Genomic DNA, 17732 nt, shown 5'->3' with positions numbered 1-17732 from the left:
CCGGGGAGGGCTCCGTCCGCCTGCTTATGCTCCACTGTGGGGGGAAATCTCAGCATTGCAGCGCTTTGGGGGGTCTGATGCCTCCTGATCGCCCTGTGACTGATCGTCACAGTGGCGTGACTGTCCGCTATGGCATGGTCCATCGGCTTCCGTCGCCGATGAACACCTGGGGGGCAATTCCATCGGTTTGGCCGACGCGGCTGGACGGATGGTGTAGTTGTAGTGCCGAGGACAAGCCGTTCGTCCTATAACCGACTCGACTCGCGTCCGCCATTTCGGGCAACGCGGGTCAAGGTGCAGAATTTAGAGGAAAGAACCGAGAAGGTTCGGTTCTCCCGAGGAGGCCGCTCATGACCGCTCGCACCCCTGATGCTGAGCCGCTGCTGACCCCGGCTGAGGTCGCCACCATGTTCCGCGTCGACCCCAAGACGGTCACGCGGTGGGCGAAGGCCGGCAAGCTCACATCGATTCGTACGCTCGGCGGACATCGCCGTTATCGCGAGGCCGAGGTCCGCGCACTGCTTGCGGGTATCCCGCAGCAGCGCAGCGAGGCCTGACAAGTGAATAACCGGGCAACACGTCAGGTCCCCCAACCTGTTCGGACGCCCGAAACCTAGCTACAAGCGACGTGGGTCCTGCCCCAACAGGCCCCTCGCCCACTGGGAGCGTCGTCGATCGCGCTGGACTCCGCCGGGTCCAGCGCGATCTTTTTTGTGCGCTTGAGACTGCTTGAGGGTGCTCGGCGGGTCATATCAGGTGGCTCTGTGAGCGGCCTTGTCGGAGTCTGGGGAGGCTCTGGGAGGGTTCCTGGGGGCATCCTCCGGAGTGGTGCAATTGCACATATAAAATTGACCAGTTGTAGGAGCCTGGTAAGAACCCGGCTTTTCAAAACTCATGCCGTGACACCCGTCACATGCCAGCAGCCTTGTTGCCTCTGGCTCATGTGCGCTAGAGGAGGTTCACGTTCCAGCGCCCCACGCGGGTACGGCCGTTGACGGACGCGGACGCGGACGCGGACGCGGGTGCGGGTGCGGGTGCGAGTGCGGCGCCGGCGCGGCCGGAGGTCACGAGGGCGCCGGATCACGCCGACGGGGGACTCTCGCCCTCCACGGCCCCTTCAGGGGCCTCCGGGCCCCGTGGGGTGCCGTTCAGCGCCAGCCGCAGTAAGCGGTGGCAGATCGGGCAGTGGCGGGTCTGATGCCGGTAGGGGGTCGCGGCCGACAGGTGCGCGCGAAGCAGTGCCCGCGTCTCGTGCCTGACCGATACCGCCATGCCCCACCTCCGTCGGGGCCACGCGAAACAGGGCCCTGACTTCTGGGGTACCGGCGGAAGGTGACGACGTCAAGGGAGCGGCGGACAACGTCCGGAGAGCAACGCAGAGAGCCCGGATCCGAAGATCCGGGCTCTCTGCCGTTCGTTCACTGCGGTCCTGACGGGATGTGACGTACCCGATTGCGGCTGCGCCGCGGCGCGGCCTCCGCCTTGGCGGGTGGTCGGCGGGTTGACGCAGGTCACGACATGAGTGAGGCCCGCGTCCCTTGGCGGGAAGCGGGCCTCACTCGTTCACTGCGGTCCTGACGGGATTTGAACCCGCGGCCTCCACCTTGACAGGGTGGCGAGCACTCCAAACTGCTCCACAGGACCAGGTTTTGCGGCACTTGATGTTGCGTTGCGCTGCGAGAAGGACTGTACAGGAGGGTGAGCCCGGTGGTCGAACTCACCCTCCGTGCGGGAGCCGTTACGGCGCCAGCGCGTCGATCGCCTTCACGATCCGCTTGTCGGAGACCGCGTACGCCGTGCCCAGCGCGTGGGCGAAATAGCTGACCCGGAGCTCCTCGATCATCCAGCGGACGTCCAGGACCTGCTGGGGAACGGGCCGGCCCTTCGGCAACTGCTCCAGCAGCCACGCGTACTCGTCCTGCATCTCGTGGACCTTCTCCATGCGGCTGGTGTCCCGCTGGACGCCGGTCGGCATCTGCTGGAGCCGCCGGTCCGCCGCCACCAGGTAGCGCATGAGGTCGGGCAGGCGGCGCAGCCCCGCCCAGGTCACGAAGCCGGGCTTCACGAGGGCGTCCAGCTGTTTCCGCACGTCCGCCAGGTTCGCGAGCAGCACGGGGCTGCGTACGCCCTTCAGACGGCGCTCACAGGCCTGCCAGGCGGCCAGGACCTGCTGCACCTGCCCGACCGTGCGCACCGTCGTGTCGACGATCTCCGCACGCACCTTGTCGTAGAGCTTCCGGTACGACTCCTCGTCCCAGGCCGGACCGCCGAAGTCGGCGATCAGCCGATCCGCCGCCGCCATCGCGCAGTCGTCGAACAGCGCCTGGATCGAGCCGTGCGGATTCGCGGACAGCGCGAGCTTCTGGGCGTTCGTCAGCTTCTCGGATGCGAACTTTGCCGGATTGACCGGGATGGTGCGCAGGATCAGTCGGCGCGTGCCCTTCCACATGGCCTCCGCCTGCTCCGCCTCCGTGTCGAAGAGACGCACGGACACGGTGTCGCCGTCGTCGACGAGCGCCGGATACGCCTTCACCGGCTGGCCCGCGCGGCGGGTCTCGAAGACGCGGGCGAGCGAGCCGATCGTCCAGTCCGTCAGGCCCGAACGCTCCAGGGACTCGCCGCCCTGCCGTTCGGCGGTGGCCGCGGCCGCCTGCGAGATGGCCTGCCTCGCCTTCGGCCTCAGCCGGAGCTTCAGCGTCTCGAGGTCCTTGTCCTCGGCCAGGTTGCGGCGCCGCTCGTCGACGATCCGGAAGGTGATCCGCAGATGGTCGGGGAGCCGCGACCAGTCGAAGTCGTCCGCCTCGAACGGGACGCCGACCATGCGCTTCAGCTCACGCGCCATGGTCGTCGTGAGCGGCTCCTGAAGGGGCACCGCCACGTCCAGGAAGCGCTTCGCGAAGTTCGGCGCCGGTACATAGTGGCGGCGGATCGGCTTGGGGAGGGAACGGATCAGCTCCGTGACGACCTCCTCCCGCAGACCCGGGATCTGCCAGTCGAAGCCCTCGTCCGTGACCTGGTTGAGGACATGGAGCGGGATGTGGACGGTCACGCCGTCCGCGTCCGTGCCGGGCTCGAACTGGTACGTCACCCGGAACTTCAGCTGACCCTGCCGCCAGGAGTCCGGATAGTCGGCCTTGGTGACGGCCTCCGCCGACTCCCGGATGAGCATCTCCCGCTCGAAGTCCAGGTGATCGGGCTGCTCGTGCCGCTTGTGCTTCCACCAGGAGTCGAAGTGCGCGCCGGACACGACGTGTTCGGGCACCCGCTGGTCGTAGAAGTCGAACAGCGTCTCGTCGTCCACCACGATGTCCCGGCGCCGGGCACGGTGCTCCAGCTCCTCGACCTCGCTGAGGAGCCGGCGGTTGTCGGCGAAGAACTTGTGGTGTGTGCGCCAGTCGCCCTCGACCAGCGCGTTGCGGATGAACAGGTCGCGGGAGGTCTCCGGGTCGATCCGCCCGTAGTTGACCTTCCGCTGGGCGATGATCGGGACGCCGTACAGCGTGACCTTCTCGTCCGCCATGACGGCCGCCTGGTCCTTCTCCCAGCGCGGCTCGCTGTACGTCCGCTTCAGGAGGTGTCCGGCGAGCGGCTCGACCCACTCGGGCTCGATCTTCGCGTTGACGCGGGCCCAGAGACGGCTCGTCTCCACCAGCTCGGCGGACATCACGAAGCGCGGCTGCTTCTTGAAGAGGGCCGAACCCGGGAAGATCGCGAACTTGGCGCTCCGCGCACCCAGGTACTCGTTCTTGTTGCCGTCCTTCACGTCCTTCATGCCGACGTGCGAGAGCAGCCCGGCGAGGAGCGAGACATGGACACTCTGCTCGGGCGCGTCCTCCTCGTTCAGATGGATCCCCATCTGCTTGGCGACCGTGCGGAGCTGCGAGTAGATGTCCTGCCACTCACGGATGCGCAGGAAGTTCAGGTACTCCTGCTTGCACATACGCCGGAAGGAGGAGGAACCGCGCTCCTTCTGCTGCTCGCGCACGTACCGCCACAGGTTGAGGTAGGCCAGGAAGTCGCTGGTCTCGTCCTTGAAGCGGGCGTGCTGCTGGTCGGCCTGGGTCTGCTTGTCGGCCGGGCGCTCGCGCGGGTCCTGGATGGACAGCGCGGCGGCTATCACCATGACCTCGCGCACACAGCCGTTCTTGTCGGCCTCCAGGACCATCCGCGCGAGGCGCGGGTCGACGGGGAGCTGGGCCAGCTTGCGGCCGGTCTGGGTGAGCCGCCGGCGGGGGTCCTTCTCGGCCGGGTCCAGCGCGTTCAGCTCCTGGAGCAGCTGCACGCCGTCGCGGATGTTGCGGTGGTCCGGCGGGTCGATGAAGGGGAACTTCTCGATGTCGCCGAGGCCCGCCGCGGTCATCTGGAGGATGACGCTGGCCAGGTTGGTACGGAGGATCTCCGCGTCCGTGAACTCCGGGCGGGCGAGGAAGTCGTCCTCGTCGTACAGCCGGATGCAGATGCCGTCGCTGGTCCGGCCGCAGCGGCCCTTGCGCTGGTTGGCGCTGGCCTGCGAGATCGGCTCGATGGGCAGGCGCTGGACCTTGGTGCGGTGACTGTAACGGCTGATGCGGGCGAAGCCGGGATCGATGACGTACTTGATGCCCGGGACGGTCAGGGACGTCTCGGCCACGTTGGTCGCCAGAACGATCCTGCGGCCGGTGTGCTGCTGGAAGACCCGGTGCTGCTCGGCGTGCGAGAGCCGGGCGTAGAGGGGGAGCACTTCCGTGAAGCGGTACTTCCTCTTCTCCAGGGCGTCGGCGGTGTCCCGGATCTCCCGTTCACCGGAGAGGAAGACGAGGATGTCGCCCTTGCCTTCGGACTGGAGCTCCTCGACGGCATCGCAGATCGCGGTGATCTGGTCGCGGTCGGCGTCGTCGGACTCCTCTTCGAGGAGCGGCCGGTAGCGGACCTCCACCGGGTACGTCCGCCCGCTGACCTCGACGATCGGGGCTTCGCCGAAGTGCCGGGAGAAGCGCTCCGGGTCGATGGTCGCGGAGGTGATGACGACCTTGAGGTCGGGGCGGCGGGGGAGCAGCTGGGCGAGGTAGCCCAGCAGGAAGTCGATGTTGAGGGACCGCTCGTGGGCCTCGTCGATGATGATCGTGTCGTAAGCGCGCAGCTCACGGTCGGTCTGGATCTCCGCGAGGAGGATGCCGTCCGTCATCAGCTTCACGAAGGTGGCGTCCGGGTTCACCTGGTCGGTGAACCGCACCTTCCAGCCGACGGCCTCGCCGAGGGGCGTGTCGAGCTCCTCGGCGACCCGCTCGGCGACGGTGCGGGCGGCGATCCGACGGGGCTGCGTGTGCCCGATCATGCCGCGGACGCCGCGCCCCAGCTCGAGACAGATCTTCGGGATCTGGGTGGTCTTGCCGGACCCGGTCTCACCGGCGACGATGACGACCTGGTGATCACGGATGGCGGCCGCGATCTCGTCCTTCTTCTGGCTGACCGGAAGCTGCTCGGGGTACGAGACGGCGGGCACCCGGCCGCGCCGCAGGACCATCCGCTCCTCGACCTGAGCGACCTCCGCCTCGATCTCGGCGAGGACGGCGGCACGGGCCTCCGGCTTGCGGATCTTGCGCGCGCCTTCGAGCCTGCGCCCGAGCCGGTGCGCGTCGCGCAGGGACAGCTCGGTCAGGCGGGGGGCGAGGTCGCCGAGGGCCGGAGTGCCCGGAGCGGAGGCGCCGGGAGTGGGGTGCGTAGACATACGCGATCCAGGATCTCATCTCGGCGAAAGAAGGGGCGAGTGCTTTTGGACCCGCCCCGTCCGACACACAGCGACGAAAACCCCCTCCGGTCGCCCGGAGGGGGTTTTCGTTCTTGTGGCTGGGGCCGGGGTCGAACCGGCGACCTATCGCTTTTCAGGCGATCGCTCGTACCAACTGAGCTACCCAGCCACGAGGTTTCAGTGAAACCTCAGCGGTCCTGACGGGATTTGAACCCGCGGCCTCCACCTTGACAGGGTGGCGAGCACTCCAAACTGCTCCACAGGACCCAGCTGTTGTGTACGACAGTGTCGCACACGGTGTTGCGTGCCCCCAACGGGATTCGAACCCGTGCTACCGCCTTGAAAGGGCGGCGTCCTAGGCCGCTAGACGATGAGGGCTATCGGCCCGCCTGGGCGCTTCTCAGCGCGTCGGGGACGTCATGAGCATATGGGATGGCGGGGGGTATCGCCAAAACGGTTTACGGGGCAGCCCCGGAGGGGGTTCCGGAGGGCCTGACCGACGGGTTGGCGGACGGGCTGAGCGGCGGGCTGGGGGAGGGAGTCGGCGAGGGGCTCGGGGACGGTGCGGCTCCGGGCAGGTTCTCCTTCGGGAGGTGGCGGCTGACCTCGGCCGTCGTCAGACCCAGGCCGCCGAGTTTGATCTCGTCCCAGGCCTGGAGGCGGCGGGTGTCCCGGTCGAAGTAGAGGATCGACGCCTCGATGGGGTCCGGGTACTTGCCCTCCACGGCCCGCAGGCCGCTGCCGCCGGTGGAGCCCTCGACGCGCAGCCGCGTGCCCTTCTTCATGACCTCCATGTCCTCGTGGTGGAGGTGCCCGGCCAGGACGAGGGGCACCTCGCCGTCCGTGCCGCGGGCGGCGGAGGGCTCGTGGGCGATGGCCACGTCCGCCGGGGTGTTGGCGTCCCGCTGGGCGCGCAGGGCCTGGGCCAGCCGGGCGCCCGCCTCCTCCTGGGACTCCTCGGCGCCCGGCGCGGCGGAGCGGTCGGGGGTGAACTGGGGGTCGCCGATGCCGGCGAAGCGCAGCCCGGCGAGGGTGACCGCGCGGCCGTCGTCGAGGACGTGCACGTTCTTCATCCCCTCCAGGTAGCGCTGGGTGACGAGCGAGTCGTGGTTGCCCCTGACCCAGACGTAGGGCGCGCCGAGCGTGGCGATGGGGTCCAGGAAGCCGTTCTCCGCGGCCGAGCCGTGGTCCATCGTGTCGCCGGAGTCGACGATCACATTGACCTTGTACTGCTCCACGAGCGAGGCGATGATCTTCCAGCTCGCGGGGTTCAGGTGGATGTCGGAGACGTGCAGGACGCGGACGGTGGTCGGGTCCGGCTGGAAGGCGGGGAGCGTGGAGGTGACGTCGTAGAGCTTGGTCACGTTGGTGACCAGGCGGGCGAGTTCCTGCTGGTAGACGTCGAACTCGGTGACGATGCTGCGGGCGTTGCCGACGAGCGAGGGCGCGGAGGACAGCAGGCCCGAGAACCGCGGCTCCAGCACCGACTTGGGGTTCCAGGTGGCGTAGGCGGTCGCGCCCGAGGCGGCCAGCAGGGTGAGGGCGAGACCGCCGGCGGCGAGGGCGCGGCGGGGGCGGCGGTAGACGGCGAGGCCGAGCGCGGTGGCGCCGGAGACCACGGCGACGCAGGAGCGGAGCGCGAGGTCGAGGGTGCCGTGCTCGATGTCACGGGCGACCTCGTCCTGCAGGCCGGAGAGGCGTTCGGGGTGGTCGACGAGGGCCTGGGAGCGCTCGGGATCGAGCTGGTCCACGTTCACGTCGAGGCGGACCGGGGCGATGTGGCTGTCCAGGCTGAGCGCGCCCAGCGGGGAGATGTTGATCTTCGTGCCGCCGGTGACGGACGGGCGCAGGGTCATCGTGGTGTTCATCGGGCCGACGGACACGCGGACGTCCCCGACGATCAGCAGGCCGAGCCAGGCGCCGATGAGGACGACGCCGGTCAGGCCGAGAGCGCGGATCCAGGGGTTGGGCCGGGCGGCGAGTTCGGGGACCGGGTTCCCGCTCCTGGCGGGCTTGCGGCGCTTCAGGACTGCGGTGGGGAGACGGGCTCGGACCATTGGTGCCCTATGCCCCGGTCCGGGCGTCGGTATGCGGACGGTTCGTGACCTCCCCCCGGCGGCGTCGTACCGGACAATGGCCCTGTGCTGGAGATGACGCGCGAGGAGTTCGAGGAACTGGTCGCCGAGGCGCTGGACCGGATTCCGCCGGAGTTGACGCGGCTGATGGACAACGTCGCGGTGTTCGTCGAGGACGAACCGGCGGCGGACGATCCCGAGCTGCTCGGGCTGTACGAGGGGACGCCGCTGACGGACCGCGGGGAGTGGTACGCCGGCGTGCTGCCGGACCGGATCACGATCTACCGGGGGCCGACGCTGCGGATGTGCAAGACGCGGGAGGAGGTCGTCGCGGAGACGGAGGTCACGGTGGTGCACGAGATCGCCCACCACTTCGGCATCGACGACGCGCGGCTGCACGCCCTCGGCTACGGCTGAGCCGTACGCCTGAGCCGTACGGCAGAGGGGCGCGCGTCGGCGCGTGTCTTCTTGCGGGCGCCGGGAGTTGGGCACGTCGACTCCTTACGCCTGCCCCGGAGGTGGCCCCGTGCGCCCCTTGTACGTACCCGTTCGTCTGGCCGCGACGGTCCTGGCCGTCGCCGCGGCCGCCGGCTGCATGAGCGTGGGGCACGAGGAGGGCGGCCGGGCCAAGCCGTCGCACTCGGCGGGGCAGCGGGGCGGTGAGGCCCCCGGCGGGGTCTCGGGGGGCTCCGGCGGCGGCTTCGGGGTGGGCGCGGCGGGCGGTGACGGCAAGCACGGGCACGGCAAGGGCGGCAAGGGCGGAGCGAGCGCCTCGGCGTCGGTCTCGGCCCCGCCGTCGGCGGGTCGGAGCGCGCCGGCCTCGGCAGGGGCCGTGCGGCCGGGGACGAGCGAGCGGCCGGGGGTGCCGACGCCCACCGGGGCACAGCCGCCCACGCGCTCGCCGGACCCGGAGCCGCCCGCGCCCACGCCGGAGCCGCCGTCGCCCACGCCGGAGCCGACGGTCGCCGAGCCGTCGTCCTCGGCGCACGAGGGCGACGGAGGCCCGGCGGCACAGCTGGCGGACCGGGAGCCGGCACCGGAGGCGGGCTCGCCCGCGTAGTCGGACGCGCCCGCCTGGTCCGGACGTGCTGTCCCGGTCAGTCGTTCGCCCCCGAGAGTCATCCGTCCCGGTCGGTCGTTCGTACCGGACAGTCGTTCGTGCCGGGCAGTCGCCTGTCCCTGTCAGTCGTCCGTCCCGACAGCCGTCGGTCTCGGACAGTTGTTCGCTTCGGGCAGTCGTCCATCTCGATCAGGTGCTCGTCCCGGACACTCGTTCGTGCCGGGTGGTCGTCCGTCTCGATCAGGTGCTTGTCCCGGGCGGGCCGCCCGGCTCGGGGAGGCCATGACGCAGGTCCTTCGCGGATCCCTCGCGTGGGCTCTCTCCTTGGGTGTGAGGAGGCCGCTGAGCTGCGGTGATGAGGCTCGGTTTGCCTTCGGTGGTCAGGGTGCTTATAGTGGTAGATCGTTTGATCCCATTTGCCCGGCGCCACCGCAGAGCGCGCCGTGTGGCGCGTACTCTCCCTTGCCGTGGCTGACCGCATAGAGGCGGTCGTAGTGCAATGCGAACACGGAGTTGACGGGCGCGTGCCGACTTGAGACTCCGGAAGGTTTCGCATTCGCATGTCCATTTCCAGTACTGATCACTCCGTCGTGTCCGAGAACAACGACGAGCCGATCAACCTCGCGACCATCGAGGTCGCGGAGACCGCCGGGACCGCAGAGGCCGTCGCCGAGGCCGTAGAGGCCATCGTCGAGACGCCCGAGGCCCCCAAGACCCCCGAACTCACCTTCGCCGACCTCGGGCTCCCCGAGGGCGTCGTGCGCAAGCTCGCGCAGAACGGTGTGACCAGCCCCTTCCCGATCCAGGCCGCGACCATCCCGGACGCCCTGGCCGGCAAGGACATCCTCGGCCGCGGCCGCACCGGCTCCGGCAAGACCCTCTCGTTCGGTCTGCCGCTGCTGACGTCGCTGTCCGGCGGCCACACCGACAAGAAGAAGCCCCGCGGCATCATCCTCACGCCGACGCGTGAGCTCGCGATGCAGGTCGCGGACGCGCTTCAGCCGTACGGCGACGTGCTCGGCCTGAAGATGAAGGTCGTCTGCGGCGGTACGTCGATGAGCAACCAGATGTACGCCCTGGAGCGCGGCGTCGACGTCCTCGTCGCCACCCCGGGCCGTCTGCGTGACCTCATCAACCGTGGCGCCTGCTCGCTCGAGAACGTCCAGGTCGCCGTCCTCGACGAGGCCGACCAGATGTCCGACCTGGGCTTCCTGCCCGAGGTCACCGAGCTGCTCGACCAGATCCCCGGCGGCGGCCAGCGCATGCTGTTCTCGGCCACGATGGAGAACGAGATCTCCACGCTGGTCAAGCGCTACCTGAGCAACCCCGTCACGCACGAGGTCGACAGCGCCCAGGGCAACGTCACGACCATGTCGCACCACATCCTGATCGTGAAGCCCAAGGACAAGGCGCCGGTCACCGCCGCGATCGCGTCCCGCAAGGGCCGCACGATCATCTTCGTCCGCACCCAGCTCGGCGCCGACCGTATCGCCGAGCAGCTGCGCGACTCCGGTGTGAAGGCGGACGCGCTGCACGGCGGCATGACCCAGGGCGCGCGGACCCGCACGCTGGCCGACTTCAAGGACGGCTACGTCAACGCGCTCGTCGCGACCGACGTCGCCGCCCGCGGTATCCACGTCGACGGCATCGACCTGGTGCTCAACGTGGACCCGGCCGGCGACCACAAGGACTACCTGCACCGCGCGGGCCGCACCGCGCGGGCCGGCCGCACCGGCACGGTCGTCTCCCTCTCGCTGCCGCACCAGCGCCGTCAGATCTTCCGTCTGATGGAGGACGCGGGCGTCGACGCCGGGCGTCACATCATCCAGGGCGGTGCCGCCTTCGAGCCGGAGGTCGCCGAGATCACCGGTGCCCGTTCGATGACGGAGGTCCAGGCCGAGTCCGCGGGCAACGCGGCGCAGCAGGCCGAGCGTGAGGTCTCCGAGCTCACCAAGGAGCTGGAGCGTGCGCAGCGGCGCGCGACCGAGCTGCGCGAGGAGGCAGACCGTCTGGTGGCCCGCGTGGCGCGCGAGCGTGGCGAGGACCCGGAGGCGGCCGTCGTCGCGGCCGCCGAGGCGGTCGTCGAGCAGAACACCGTGGCGGAGGCGCCGGCCGAGGCCGTGGTCTCCGAGCAGCCCGCGCACGAGCAGCCGCGTCAGCGCCGTGACGAGCGGGGCAACTACGAGCGCCGTGACGACCGTGGCGGCCGTTCCTTCGAGCGCCGCGACAACGACCGTGGCGGCTTCAACCGGGACGACCGCGGTGGCTTCAACCGTGACCGTCGGGACGGCGACCGTGGCGGGTTCCGCCGCGACGACCGCCGTGACGACCGTGGTGGCCGCTCCTTCGAGCGTCGTGACGACCGCGGTGGCTTCAACCGTGACCGCCGTGACGACCGTGGCGGCGCCGGCCGTGACGACCGTGGTGGCCGCTCCTTCGAGCGTCGTGACGAGCGTCCCGCGGGTGGTTTCCGCCGCGACGACCGTCGTGACGAGCGTCCCTCCGGTGGTTTCCGCCGTGACGACCGTCCCTCGGGCGGCTTCAGCCGTGACCGTCGTGACGAGCGTCCCTCCGGTGGCTTCCGCCGCGACGACCGTCCCTCGGGCGGTTTCAACCGTGACGACCGTCAGTCGGGCGGCTTCAACCGCGACCGTCGCGACGAGCGTCCCTCCACCCACCGTGGCAGCGACCGTCCGTTCAACCGTGACCGTCGCGACGACCGCCCGGGCTTCCGCTCCGGCGGCCACGACCGCCCGTCCACCCACCGCGGCGACCACCGTGGCACCGGCTCCGGCACGACCGGCCGCCGTGACGACAAGCCGCGCTGGAAGCGCAACGGCTGACGTCGGCTCAGTTGAGTGAACGCCGTGGCCCCCACCGAACTCCGGTGGGGGCCACGGCGTTTTCCGTCTCCCGGTAACCCCTTTCCGTGTGGCTGTGGGGCGGCTGTAGGATCACCGGACTTCGTGGGGCGGAGCCACAGGCCGGGGGGCCGAAGACGCCGGAGAGGCGGGTGGCGCATCCGTCCCCGTTCCCGGGGAGGGACCCTCTTGGCTCGTTCGACCCGCCACGCCCACGACCGCCTGCGCCTCGTCGCCGCCTCCGCCGTCCTGGCAGCGGGCCTGAGCCCCCTGCTGCCGTCGTCGGTGGCGGTCGCGGACACGGCGCAGGAGACGGTGGTGCCGGCGAAGGTACGTGACTCCAACACCTCGGCTCCGCTCTACAGCCGGTCGACCTACAGCGGTCACGACGGCGCCGGAGCACAGGGCGTCTTCCACACGCTGGAGGGCAAGGGGCTGGTCTGGACGCGGTACGCGGACGGCGAGTCCGTGCCCGTGACCCGTCCGGCCGGGATCACCGGCACCTACGCGGCCGGAGGCGACGTGCTCGCCTACCAGTACGGCGGCGGTGAGGTCGGCCTGTGGGACGCGGCCGCCGGCACCACACGCACCCTCCGGGCACCCGACGGCCTGGACCTGGTCACGGCCTACCGCGATCTGGCGGTCGCCTACCGCGCAGTGGAGGACGAGAACGGCAAGGCCTGGCGGGAGATGCACCTGCTGCTCCCGGAGACCGACGGCACCACGCGGGACGTGCCGGTCACCGGGGTGCCCGAGGGAGTGAACCTCGGCAGGCCCGCGGGCGGTGACGAGAACGGGCTGCTGTTCCTGGCCGACAAGGACGGCCAGTTCCTGACGGTCATGGTCGACCGGCGCACGGGCCGGGCGCAGAGCTGGACCACGCCGGGTCCCAAGATCTATCTCGACGCCCAGGTCACCTCCGGCCACGTCGTCCTCTTCAACCTCAACGAGCCCACCGTCCAGGTGTACTCCCGCTCCGACCTGTCCGCTGCACCCGCCCAGCTCACGCTGACGGGGCGCGGCGTGAACCCGGTGCAGGACCTCGCCGTGGTCGGCGACTGGTTGGTGTACCGGCCCAGCGCGGGACTGGCGGTGTACGGGCAGTCCCTCGCGGGCGGCCCCCCGGTGACCCTGCTCGCCACGTCGTACGCCGGCATCTCCGCGGCGGCCGACGGCAGCGCCGTGGCGGTCGGGCGCACCTCGGTCACGCTCGACGACTGGGGCATCCGGCGCATCCAGCCCGGTCCGGCCGGCAGTCCGGTCGTCACGCAGGTCAAGGCGCTGCCCAAGCCGCCGACCGAGATCCAGGGTCTGTCCCTGGACCAGGGGCGCCTGGTGGCCGCCTACGATGCCACCACGACCAGCCGGCTCATCAACGCCCGCAGTGTCGCGCCGACGGGCACCCCGGTCTTCGGCGCCGAGACCACCCTCACGGGCGCCGAGAGCTGTCCGTCCGACGACGCCGCCTGTTCTCCGGTGCGGAGCATGGGCGACGGGACGACCGTCCGGCTGAGCCACGCCACGGAGCAACTCGACCGGATCAATACGTACCGAGCGTCGGCCACCGCGTGGAAGTCATGGCACGTCGACGTCCCGGCCGGGGGACGGATCACCGACGTCTCGGGCCGGTACCTGCTCTACACGGCTCCCGGTGGGCAGTACGTGTACAAGCCCGGTGACGACTACTACCAGCCCGTCACCCGCGCCCCCGGTGCCGCCGCCCTCTCCGGCAACACCCTGTGGACCCCCGGTACGACCGTGGGCAGCGTCGTGCCCCTCGACCTGGCCACCGGCCGGAGCGGCACGCCCCTCACCACCGACGCGGGCTGCGCCCCCACCGACCTCCAGGCCGTCGGCCGCTGGCTGTACTGGGCCTGCGACGGCCGTGCGGGCGTGTACGACCGCACGGCGGGCGCCTCCGTGGCCGTACCGGCCGGCGAGGCCGGACTGGGGGACGGGTTCGTCGTCACGCACGACAGGCAGAACGGGAAGCTGGTCCTCACCACGGTCACCGGCGCGGCCCCCGAGAGCCGGGTGATCGGGGACCTGCCGGACACCGGGGTCCCGCAGCGGGACGTGCGCTGGACCGTGGACGAGTCGGGCTCCAACGCCGCGTACGTGGACGAGCTGCAACGCGTCCATCTCGTACCGTCCGGGGTGGCCCAGCAGCCGCTGCGCCTGCTCGACCCCGCACGGAATACGGCCGAGACCTCGCCCGGCTACCACACACTGACCACGACGGTGCTGTCGAAGCCGGCCGCGGGCTGGGAGCTGAAGGTGCGCAGCAAGGCGACCGGGAAGGTCGTCGGCGGCACGGACGGCGGTGCGGTTCGGGGCGAGCTGACGGTCGACTGGGACCCCGGGGCCACCCTGCCCAACGGCCGGTACGACTGGACGCTCTCCGTCGCGCCCGCCGACGGCGTCGGTGCCCCGCTCGAGGTGAGGGGCGAGGTCCGCATGCTGCGCGGCACCGCGGTCCGGCACGACTACGCGGGGCCGCAGGCGTTCCCCGACGGCGTCGGGGATCTGCTCGCGTTCACCTCTTCCGGCACGGTCACGTTCCGGCAGGGCGACGGCAAGGGCGCGTTCCCCTCGGCGCTCAGCGGCGGTGGCTGGCCCGCGGGCATCCTGCCGGTCCCGGTCGGGGACCTGACCGGGGACCGCTGCAACGACGTCCTGGTGCGGTTGAGCAACGGCGCCCTGCGGCTGTACCGGCCGGTGTGCGGGACGGCACTGAAGCCGACCTCGCCGTACACCACGCTGGGCACCAGCGGCTGGACCCAGTTCGACGTGCTGACCTCGCCCGGTGACGTCACGAAGGACGGGCGGCCAGACCTGATCGCCCGTAACCCGTCGACCGGCCGGGTCTACCTCTACCGGGGGACGGCCGCCGGGAAGCTGGCGACGGCCGTGAAGCTCTACGACGACTGGAAGACGTACAAGAAGATCGTCGGCGTCGGTGACCTCAACGGTGACGGCGTCGGTGACCTGATCGCCCAGGACAAGTCGAACAACCTGTACCGCTACCTCGGGACCGGCAAGGGGACCTTCACGGCGCGCGTGAAGCTGTTCGCGAACTGGGGGGCTTCGTACAACGCGGTCGCCGGGGCCGGGGACATCACGGGGGACGGGAAGGCGGACCTCGTGGTGCGCGACACCGCGGGCGGGCTGTACCGGCTGCCCGGCACCGGGACGGGCACCTTCGGGACGCGGGTCAAGATCGGCGCCGGCTGGCAGAACTACAAGGGCATTTTCTAGCCAAGTTGTGACGTGTGTCACGCCCTCGGCAGGGGAATTGCTGGGGGCATGACAGATGACGGCACAGCGGGTCGGCCGGCTCCCGGGAAACTCTCGGACGAAGAGCGGCTGGCCGAACTCGGTTACACCCAGGTCCTCGCCCGCCGCATGTCGGCGTTCTCCAACTACGCGGTCTCCTTCACGATCATCTCGGTCCTGTCGGGCTGCCTGACGCTGTACCTGTTCGGCATGAACACGGGCGGCCCGGCGGTGATCGTCTGGGGCTGGGTCGCCGTGGGGCTGATGACCCTGTTCGTCGGCCTGGCCATGGCCGAGATCTGTTCGGCGTACCCGACGTCGGCGGGCCTGTACTTCTGGGCCCACCGGCTGGCGCCCCCGCGATCGGCGGCGGCCTGGGCCTGGTTCACGGGCTGGTTCAACGTGCTGGGCCAGGTGGCGGTGACGGCGGGCATCGACTTCGGCGCCGCCTCCTTCCTCGGCGCTTATCTGAACCTCCAGTTCGACTTCGAGGTGACCCCCGGCCGGACGGTCCTGCTGTTCGCCGGGATCCTGGTGCTGCACGGACTGCTGAACACCTTCGGGGTGCGGATCGTCGCCCTCCTCAACAGCGTGAGCGTGTGGTGGCACGTGCTGGGCGTGGGCGTCATCGTCGGGGCGCTGGCCTTCGTCCCCGACAAGCACCAGTCGACGTCCTTCGTGTTCGGTGAGTTCGTCAACAACACCGGCTGGGGCAGCGGGGTGTACGTCGTCCTGCTCGGCCTGCTGATGGCCCAGTACACCTTCACCGGGTACGACGCCTCCGCCCACATGACCGAGGAGACGCACGATGCGTCGACGGCCGGCCCCAAGGGGATCGTGCAGTCCATCTGGACCTCGTGGATCGCGGGCTTCGTGCTGCTGCTCGGCTTCACGTACGCCATCCAGTCCTACGACGCCGCGCTCGCCTCCCCGACCGGCGCGCCGCCCGCCCAGATCCTGCTCGACGCGCTCGGCGCGACCGCCGGCAAGCTGCTGCTGCTCGTCGTGATCGGCGCCCAGCTGTTCTGCGGGATGGCGTCCGTGACCGCCAACAGCCGCATGATCTACGCCTTCTCGAGGGACGGGGCGCTGCCGTACTCGCACATCTGGCACACGGTCAGCCCGCGTACCCGCACGCCCGTCGCGGCGGTCTGGCTGGCGGCCGGCGGCGCGTTGGTGCTGGGCCTGCCGTACCTGATCAACGTGACCGCGTACGCGGCCGTCACCTCGATCGCCGTCATCGGCCTCTACATCGCGTACGTCATCCCGACCCTGCTGCGCATCCGCAAGGGCGACGCCTTCGCGCGGGGGCCGTGGCACCTGGGCCGCTGGTCGAAGGCGATCGGCGTGGTGTCGGTGGCGTGGGTGGCCGTCATCACCGTCCTGTTCATGCTGCCCCAGGTCTCGCCGGTCACCTGGGAGACCTTCAACTACGCCCCGGTCGCCGTCCTCGTCGTGCTGGGCTTCGCGGGTGTGTGGTGGCAGGTCTCCGCCCGGAACTGGTTCCTCAACCCCGAGCACGAACGGACCATCGCCCGCGAGGCGTCACGGGCTGCGGCACCCGCCGAACTGCCCGAGCGGTGACCGATCTCGATCGCTTCGCGTCGCCCGGCGCGCCCGTGTCTCCGATACCCGATCGGAGACACGGCCACCTCCGGCTATGCTCGGGGAGGCAACATCGCCTGGGCCCTTAGCTCAATTGGCAGAGCAGTGGACTTTTAATCCATTGGTTGTGGGTTCGAGTCCCACAGGGCCTACCGGCGGCGAGGCGGGGGACATCCCCTTCCGGCCTGTGGTGCGGCGCTCGGGTCGACTTCGGTCGACCCGGGCGCCGCTTCCGTTTCCGGGCCGGTGCGTGAGCGCGGGTGCCGTGCCGTTCCCGGCTCGGCGGCGGGTCGGTCGGTCAGTGGTCGGAGTAGCTGAAGTCCCCGATGGTCCAGGCGCTGACGTCCTCGATCGCCACGCGGTACATCCCGCCCGTCTCGGGGATCCCCACCGTGCCCTGGAGGATCCGGGCGACATGGAAGTGCAGATGCGTGGGCGGCCCGTCCTTCTTCGCGGGGGTGTCGAAGACGGCGGAGAACTCTCCCAGGTGGGCGGAGTCCGTCAGCACCTCCGACACCCTCTGCCGCCAGGTGGCTTCGGGAGCCAGTCGACCGGTGATGACGGCACCACCGGTGACCACGGTCAGGGGCATCTGATTGCTCTGCTCGGACTCCACACGGGCGGCGATGTCCACGATCAGCTCGTCAGGCTTCGGCATGAGATCGGATTCTATGCACCGACCCGTCCGAGCCGGGCCCGTGGGGATACCTCATTGCCGAGAGCCGCAAAATCTATGCTTGCCAGAGTAGACATTGAGCACTGACCTGGTTATGGTTTCTCTCGTAGCCGAGATCGAGCAAGGCCTGGCAGACACGAACTGCCGGGCAGCAGCAGGTGTATGACGGTGCGGCGGTGGAGTGTCGAAGCCAGGTGGTGGTCGTACGACGGCGACGGGACTGACGGCCGGACCGGGTGGCCCGCAGTGATCAGGGGCCGCCATGAGCAGGACCGCGGTCGACGCGGTGGCAGTACCGGTAGTACCAAGTAGTACGAGCAGTACCAGCAGTACCGCGGCCGGAGCAGCGCCAGGGCCGGCAGGCGGTGGTGCGATTCCGCAGGGGCCCCGGTGGCCGACGGCCCCCGGGCCCCGGCGGCGTCCGGGGTCAGTTGGCGGCGAGCGAGATGGC

Annotated in this window: 10 protein-coding genes and 5 tRNA genes; 7 read left to right on the top strand and 8 right to left on the bottom strand. The window is 70.1% G+C overall.

What is annotated here, in order from left to right:
- Window positions 1–350 precede the first annotated feature (350 nt).
- A complete protein-coding gene (gene bldC, locus ACFVYS_RS39435; protein WP_003949541.1) occupies window positions 351–557 on the top strand; it encodes a developmental transcriptional regulator BldC in 207 nt (68 codons plus the stop codon).
- Window positions 558–1080: 523 nt separating this feature from the next.
- Here the strand turns inward: bldC and ACFVYS_RS39430 are convergent.
- The 7 genes from ACFVYS_RS39430 to ACFVYS_RS39400 all read right to left on the bottom strand — a co-directional run bounded on the left by ACFVYS_RS39430 (window position 1081) and on the right by ACFVYS_RS39400 (window position 7785).
- A complete protein-coding gene (locus ACFVYS_RS39430) occupies window positions 1081–1272 on the bottom strand; it encodes a DUF6274 family protein (RefSeq protein WP_389510117.1) in 192 nt (63 codons plus the stop codon).
- Between the two features lie 297 nt (window positions 1273–1569).
- Window positions 1570–1644: transfer RNA gene (locus tag ACFVYS_RS39425), tRNA-Asp, on the bottom strand.
- A 94-nt stretch (window positions 1645–1738) separates the two neighbouring features.
- The gene (gene hrpA / locus ACFVYS_RS39420; protein ID WP_389510115.1) at window positions 1739–5707 is read right to left on the bottom strand and encodes an ATP-dependent RNA helicase HrpA; all 3969 of its coding nucleotides are present in this window, start codon (window positions 5705–5707) and stop codon (window positions 1739–1741) included.
- Between the two features lie 116 nt (window positions 5708–5823).
- Window positions 5824–5897: transfer RNA gene (locus tag ACFVYS_RS39415), tRNA-Phe, on the bottom strand.
- A gap of 23 nt (window positions 5898–5920) precedes the next feature.
- Window positions 5921–5995, bottom strand: a tRNA-Asp gene (locus ACFVYS_RS39410).
- A gap of 38 nt (window positions 5996–6033) precedes the next feature.
- A tRNA-Glu gene (locus ACFVYS_RS39405) sits at window positions 6034–6106 on the bottom strand.
- 80 nt (window positions 6107–6186) lie between these two features.
- Window positions 6187–7785, bottom strand: a complete 1599-nt coding sequence (locus tag ACFVYS_RS39400) for a metallophosphoesterase (protein ID WP_389510113.1) — start codon at window positions 7783–7785, stop codon at window positions 6187–6189.
- 84 nt (window positions 7786–7869) lie between these two features.
- On the opposite strand from ACFVYS_RS39400, the gene ACFVYS_RS39395 reads away from it, so the two are divergent.
- From ACFVYS_RS39395 to ACFVYS_RS39370, 6 genes are all read left to right on the top strand, one after another.
- Complete coding sequence (locus tag ACFVYS_RS39395) at window positions 7870–8220, top strand: metallopeptidase family protein (RefSeq protein ID WP_216377826.1); 351 nt, start codon at window positions 7870–7872, stop codon at window positions 8218–8220.
- A 109-nt stretch (window positions 8221–8329) separates the two neighbouring features.
- Complete coding sequence (locus tag ACFVYS_RS39390) at window positions 8330–8863, top strand: hypothetical protein (RefSeq protein WP_389510111.1); 534 nt, start codon at window positions 8330–8332, stop codon at window positions 8861–8863.
- 560 nt (window positions 8864–9423) lie between these two features.
- Window positions 9424–11706, top strand: coding sequence for a DEAD/DEAH box helicase (locus tag ACFVYS_RS39385; RefSeq protein WP_389510109.1), 2283 nt, complete (start codon window positions 9424–9426; stop codon window positions 11704–11706).
- Between the two features lie 207 nt (window positions 11707–11913).
- A complete protein-coding gene (locus ACFVYS_RS39380; RefSeq protein ID WP_389510108.1) occupies window positions 11914–14982 on the top strand; it encodes an FG-GAP repeat domain-containing protein in 3069 nt (1022 codons plus the stop codon).
- A gap of 48 nt (window positions 14983–15030) precedes the next feature.
- Entirely contained in the window at window positions 15031–16584 is a 1554-nt protein-coding gene (locus ACFVYS_RS39375; protein WP_389510106.1) for an amino acid permease, read from the top strand.
- Between the two features lie 100 nt (window positions 16585–16684).
- Window positions 16685–16757: transfer RNA gene (locus ACFVYS_RS39370), tRNA-Lys, on the top strand.
- 146 nt (window positions 16758–16903) lie between these two features.
- On the opposite strand, the gene ACFVYS_RS39365 is transcribed toward ACFVYS_RS39370, so the two are convergent.
- Window positions 16904–17263, bottom strand: coding sequence for a hypothetical protein (locus tag ACFVYS_RS39365; protein ID WP_389510105.1), 360 nt, complete (start codon window positions 17261–17263; stop codon window positions 16904–16906).
- Between the last annotated feature and the right edge of the window lie 469 nt (window positions 17264–17732).

The organism is Streptomyces sp. NPDC058295, assembly GCF_042880655.1.
Classification (GTDB): domain Bacteria; phylum Actinomycetota; class Actinomycetes; order Streptomycetales; family Streptomycetaceae; genus Streptomyces; species Streptomyces coriariae.
This window is presented reverse-complemented; position numbering and strand designations above follow the sequence as displayed.

What these genes read in the sequence shown, in the direction of transcription:
- ACFVYS_RS39400 (WP_389510113.1), bottom strand. Translation starts at nt 7,785, where the DNA reads ATGGTCCGAGCCCGTCTCCCCACCGCAGTCCTGAAGCGCCGCAAGCCC.
- hrpA (WP_389510115.1), bottom strand. Translation starts at nt 5,707, where the DNA reads ATGTCTACGCACCCCACTCCCGGCGCCTCCGCTCCGGGCACTCCGGCC.
- ACFVYS_RS39375 (WP_389510106.1), top strand. Translation starts at nt 15,031, where the DNA reads ATGACAGATGACGGCACAGCGGGTCGGCCGGCTCCCGGGAAACTCTCG.
- ACFVYS_RS39430 (WP_389510117.1), bottom strand. Translation starts at nt 1,272, where the DNA reads ATGGCGGTATCGGTCAGGCACGAGACGCGGGCACTGCTTCGCGCGCAC.
- ACFVYS_RS39365 (WP_389510105.1), bottom strand. Translation starts at nt 17,263, where the DNA reads ATGCCGAAGCCTGACGAGCTGATCGTGGACATCGCCGCCCGTGTGGAG.
- bldC (WP_003949541.1), top strand. Translation starts at nt 351, where the DNA reads ATGACCGCTCGCACCCCTGATGCTGAGCCGCTGCTGACCCCGGCTGAG.
- ACFVYS_RS39385 (WP_389510109.1), top strand. Translation starts at nt 9,424, where the DNA reads ATGTCCATTTCCAGTACTGATCACTCCGTCGTGTCCGAGAACAACGAC.